The 4,026-nt window shown below is 74.7% G+C and carries 3 protein-coding genes and 1 pseudogene; 3 read left to right on the forward strand and 1 reads right to left on the reverse strand.

The genetic code is table 11. The annotated features are described in order from the left end of the window. Together ACSNOD_RS29210 and ACSNOD_RS29215 are read left to right on the forward strand one after the other, a co-directional pair. Positions 1-1,631 (forward strand): FAD-dependent oxidoreductase (locus tag ACSNOD_RS29210; RefSeq protein ID WP_436770084.1); only part of this gene is annotated, 1,631 nt, incomplete at its 5' end. Between the two features lie 34 nt (positions 1,632-1,665). Next, complete coding sequence (locus ACSNOD_RS29215) at positions 1,666-2,001, forward strand: YnfA family protein (RefSeq protein WP_436770085.1); 336 nt, start codon at positions 1,666-1,668, stop codon at positions 1,999-2,001. 102 nt (positions 2,002-2,103) lie between these two features. Here the strand turns inward: ACSNOD_RS29215 and ACSNOD_RS29220 are convergent, their stop codons facing one another. After that, on the reverse strand, positions 2,104-3,297 hold the full coding sequence (locus ACSNOD_RS29220) for an RtcB family protein (RefSeq protein ID WP_436770086.1): 1,194 nt from the start codon (positions 3,295-3,297) through the stop codon (positions 2,104-2,106). Between the two features lie 172 nt (positions 3,298-3,469). Here ACSNOD_RS29220 and ACSNOD_RS29225 point away from each other — a divergent pair. Continuing rightward, positions 3,470-4,026: pseudogene (locus ACSNOD_RS29225) on the forward strand (hypothetical protein); the annotation flags it as partial.

Here is a 4,026-nt window from a genome sequence, read left to right on the forward strand (position 1 = left end):
CCGACGAGCCCGCCGACGCGGGACCCGCTCCCGCCGACGCGGGCCCCCCTCGCACCGACGACCCCGCCCGCAGCGCCGACGTCCTCGTCGTCGGCGCCGGCCCCACCGGCCTGCTGCTCGCGGGAGACCTCGCCGAGGCCGGCCACGCCGTCACCCTGCTGGAGCGCCGCCCGCCCGGGATCAGCAACCTCACCCGCGCCTTCGGCGTCCACGCCCGCACCCTGGAGCAGCTCGACGCCCGCGGCCTCGCCGACGAACTGCTCGCCACCGGCCGGCGCGTCCCCGGCCTCCGCCTCTTCGGCGGTCTCGTCGTCGACTTCTCCACCCGGCTGCGCTCCCGCTTCCCCTTCGCGCTGGTCACCCCGCAGTACGAGGTGGAGAAGCTGCTCGAACGCCGGGCCCGCGCCGCCGGGGTGCGCTTCGTCCACGACACGGAGGTCGTCGCCGTGCGCCAGGGGGACGACGGCGTCGAGGTCGACACCCGGCCGGCACGCCACGCGACGGACACCGGTCCACGGCCCCCGCACCCGGCCGGCGCCCCGAACCGCCCCACCACCTGGCGCGCCGCCTACGCCGGCGGCGCCGACGGCGTGCACAGCGCCGTCCGCGCCTCCCTCGGCCTGCCCTTCCCCGGAAAGGCCGTGCTCACCTCGATGGTGCTGGCCGACGTGCGGCTGACCGAGGAGCCGGACTCCGTCATCGCGCTCAACGGCCGCGGGGGCACCTTCGCCTTCGTCGTCGCGTTCGGCGACGGCTGGTACCGCGTCGGCGCCTGGGACCACGCCCGGCAGATGCCCGACGACGCGCCGGTCGGCCTCGACGAGCTCAAGGAGATGTGCCGCCGGGCACTCGGCTCGGACCTCGGCATGCACGACCCCCGCTGGCTCTCCCGCTTCCACAGCGACGAGCGCCAGGTCCCCTCCTACCGCGTGGGCCGCGTCCTGCTCGCCGGCGACGCCGCGCACGTCCACTCCCCCGCCGGCGGCCAGGGCATGAACACCGGCCTCCAGGACGCCGCCAACCTCGGCTGGAAGCTCGCCGCCGTCCTCAACGGATGGGCCCCCGAGGCCCTGCTCGACACGTACCACGCCGAGCGGCACCCGGTGGGCCGCACCGTGCTGCGCAGCAGCGGGACGCTGCTGCGGCTGGCCATGGCCCGCACCCCGGCCCAGCTGGCGTTCCGCGCCCTGGCGGCCACCGCGCTGGGACACGTACCGGCCGTCACCGACCGGGCGATGGGGCAGGTCTCCGGCATCGGGATCTCCTACGGCGCGCCGCGCGGCGCCCACCCGCTCACCGGGCGGCGCGTCCCGGACGTCCGGCTCGCACCCGAGCCCCGCGACAGCGGTACGGGGTCGGGGCCGACCCGGCTGTACGAGGCCCTGCGCGGAGGCCGCTTCGTCCTCATCGCCCCCGCCGGGGCGGCCGTGGACCTGGGCGGCCGCACCGACCGGGTCGTACGGGCCTCCTGGCGCGGCGACCGGCGCACCGCGCTCCTGGTCCGCCCGGACGGCTATGCCGCCTGGGCGGCGGACTGGCCCGAGGGCGACCGGGACGCGGCCGGGCGCGCCGACGCGCTGCGCGCCGCGCTCGCCCACTGGACGGGCCCCGCCGCCGTACGCACCGTCTGACGGCCGCTTGCCGGCCGCCTTCTACGCTGGGCCCATGTCGATCGCCCGCTCCGCCGCCCTCTTCGTGCTCGCCGCCCTGCTGGAGATCGGCGGGGCCTGGCTGGTCTGGCAGGGCGTACGGGAGCACCGCGGCTGGGCGTGGATCGGCGCCGGGGTCGTCGCCCTCGGCGCCTACGGCTTCATCGCCACGCTCCAGCCCGACGCGCACTTCGGCCGCGTCCTCGCGGCCTACGGCGGGGTGTTCGTGGCCGGCTCCCTGGCGTGGGGCGCGATCGCCGACGGCTACCGGCCGGACCGCTACGACATCCTGGGCGCGCTCGTCTGCCTGGCCGGCATGGCGGTCATCATGTACGCGCCGCGGGGGCACTGACCGGCTGCCGGGGGCCCGGGGGTCGCCCCCCCGGAAGACACGGCATGTACGCGCCCAGGGGACACTGACCGGCCGCGCCACCGCGCCCCCCGGGGCGGCCGCTCAACCCTTGACGCAGACGATCTGCTTGAGCTTGGCGACCACCTCGACCAGATCCCGCTGCTGCTCCATGACCTGCTCGATCGGCTTGTACGCGCCCGGGATCTCGTCCACCACCCCCGCGTCCTTGCGGCACTCCACGCCCCGGGTCTGCTCCTCCAGGTCCCGCGTGGTGAAGCGCTTCTTCGCCGCGTTGCGGCTCATCCGGCGGCCCGCGCCGTGCGAGGCGGAGTTGAACGACGCCTCGTTGCCCAGGCCCCGCACGATGTACGAGCCGGTGCCCATGGAGCCCGGGATGATCCCGTACTCGCCGCCGCCCGCGCGGATCGCGCCCTTGCGGGTGACCAGCAGGTCCATGCCGTCGTACCGCTCCTCGGCGACGTAGTTGTGGTGGCAGGAGATCACCTGGTCGAAGGTCACCTTCGCCTTCTTGAACTCCGCCCGCACCGCGTCCTGGAAGAGCCCCATCATGATCGCGCGGTTGTACTTGGCGTACTCCTGCGCCCAGAACAGATCGTTGCGGTAGGCCGCCATCTGCGGGGTGTCCGCCACGAAGACGGCGAGGTCGCGGTCGATCAGGTTCTGGTTGTGCGGCAGCTTCTGTGCCTGGCCGATGTGGTGCTCCGCCAGCTCCTTGCCGATGTTGCGGGAGCCGGAGTGGAGCATCAGCCAGACGGCGCCGGTCTCGTCGAGGCAGACCTCGATGAAGTGGTTGCCGGAGCCGAGCGTGCCCATCTGCTTGACGGCCCGCTCCTGGCGGAACCGCACCGCCTCGGCCACCCCGCCGAAGCGGGCCCAGAAGTCGTCCCAGCCGGAGGTGCGGAAGCCGTGCAGCCGGCCGGGGTCGACCGGGTCGTCGTGCATGCCGCGGCCGACCGGGATGGCCCGCTCGATCCGGGAGCGCAGCCGGGACAGGTCCCCCGGCAGGTCGTTCGCGGTCAGCGACGTGCGCACGGCGCTCATCCCGCAGCCGATGTCCACGCCCACCGCCGCCGGGCAGACCGCCCCGCGCATCGCGATCACGGAGCCGACCGTGGCGCCCTTGCCGAAGTGGACGTCCGGCATCACGGCCAGGCCCTTGATCCACGGCAGGGTGGCGACGTTCTGCAACTGCTGCATCGCGACACCCTCGACGGTGGCCGGGTCGGCCCACATCCGGATCGGCACCCGGGCGCCGGGCACCTCGGTGTACGACATGACTTCCTCATTCCCCCGAAAAGCATAGAAAAATCTAGAAACCGCAAAAGCCGGACGTAGGGCGCATCAAAGGCAGCGGACCGGCGTGCGCGGTGGCACCTGCGGTACACATTGTCTCCATCGGCCGCCAGTCGGCGGCAACCAGTTTTCGCCCGAAGGGAGCGCGGGGACCGTGCAGCGTAAGGCGTATGGACCGGGTGCCGCCCTCGCGGCCGCGCTGCTCTCCGCCGGGCTCGCCGGCACGCTCGCCGGCTGCTCCGGCGGCTCCGGCATCGGGGCCACCGCCACCGACGCCAAGCCCGGCGGCTCCACCGCCGCCTCCCCCGCCGAACCCGGCCGGTACCGCTCGCTCCCCGAGCCCTGCGGCGCCATCGCCGCGGGCACGCTGCGCGCCCTGCTGCCGGGCGTCGAGGACCTCGACGAGGAGGCGCGGGAGAAGGCGTACGCGGGCGAGGCGAGCATCACGTACGACACGGACCGGCGGGTCGGCTGCCGCTGGAAGGCCGAGTCCCTGGAGGGCACGCGCCATCTGCACGTGGACTTCGAGCGGGTGGTGTCGTACGACCCGGCCGTCAGCGACGCCGAGCGGGCGCAGGAGCTGTACGCCAAGAAGGCCCGCGCGGCCCAGATCCCGGGCGGCGCGACGGGTGGCGCGGCAGGTGGCACGGCGGGCACGACCAAGCCCAAGCAGAGCCAGTCCGGCCAGCCGGGCCAGCAGAGCGGCACCCC

Source organism: Streptomyces sp. URMC 123 (assembly GCF_051386515.1).
Classification (GTDB): domain Bacteria; phylum Actinomycetota; class Actinomycetes; order Streptomycetales; family Streptomycetaceae; genus Streptomyces.

Coding starts and splice junctions, on each gene's coding strand:
- ACSNOD_RS29215 (WP_436770085.1), top strand. CDS start 1,666: ATGTCGATCGCCCGCTCCGCCGCCCTCTTCGTGCTCGCCGCCCTGCTG.
- ACSNOD_RS29220 (WP_436770086.1), bottom strand. CDS start 3,297: ATGTCGTACACCGAGGTGCCCGGCGCCCGGGTGCCGATCCGGATGTGG.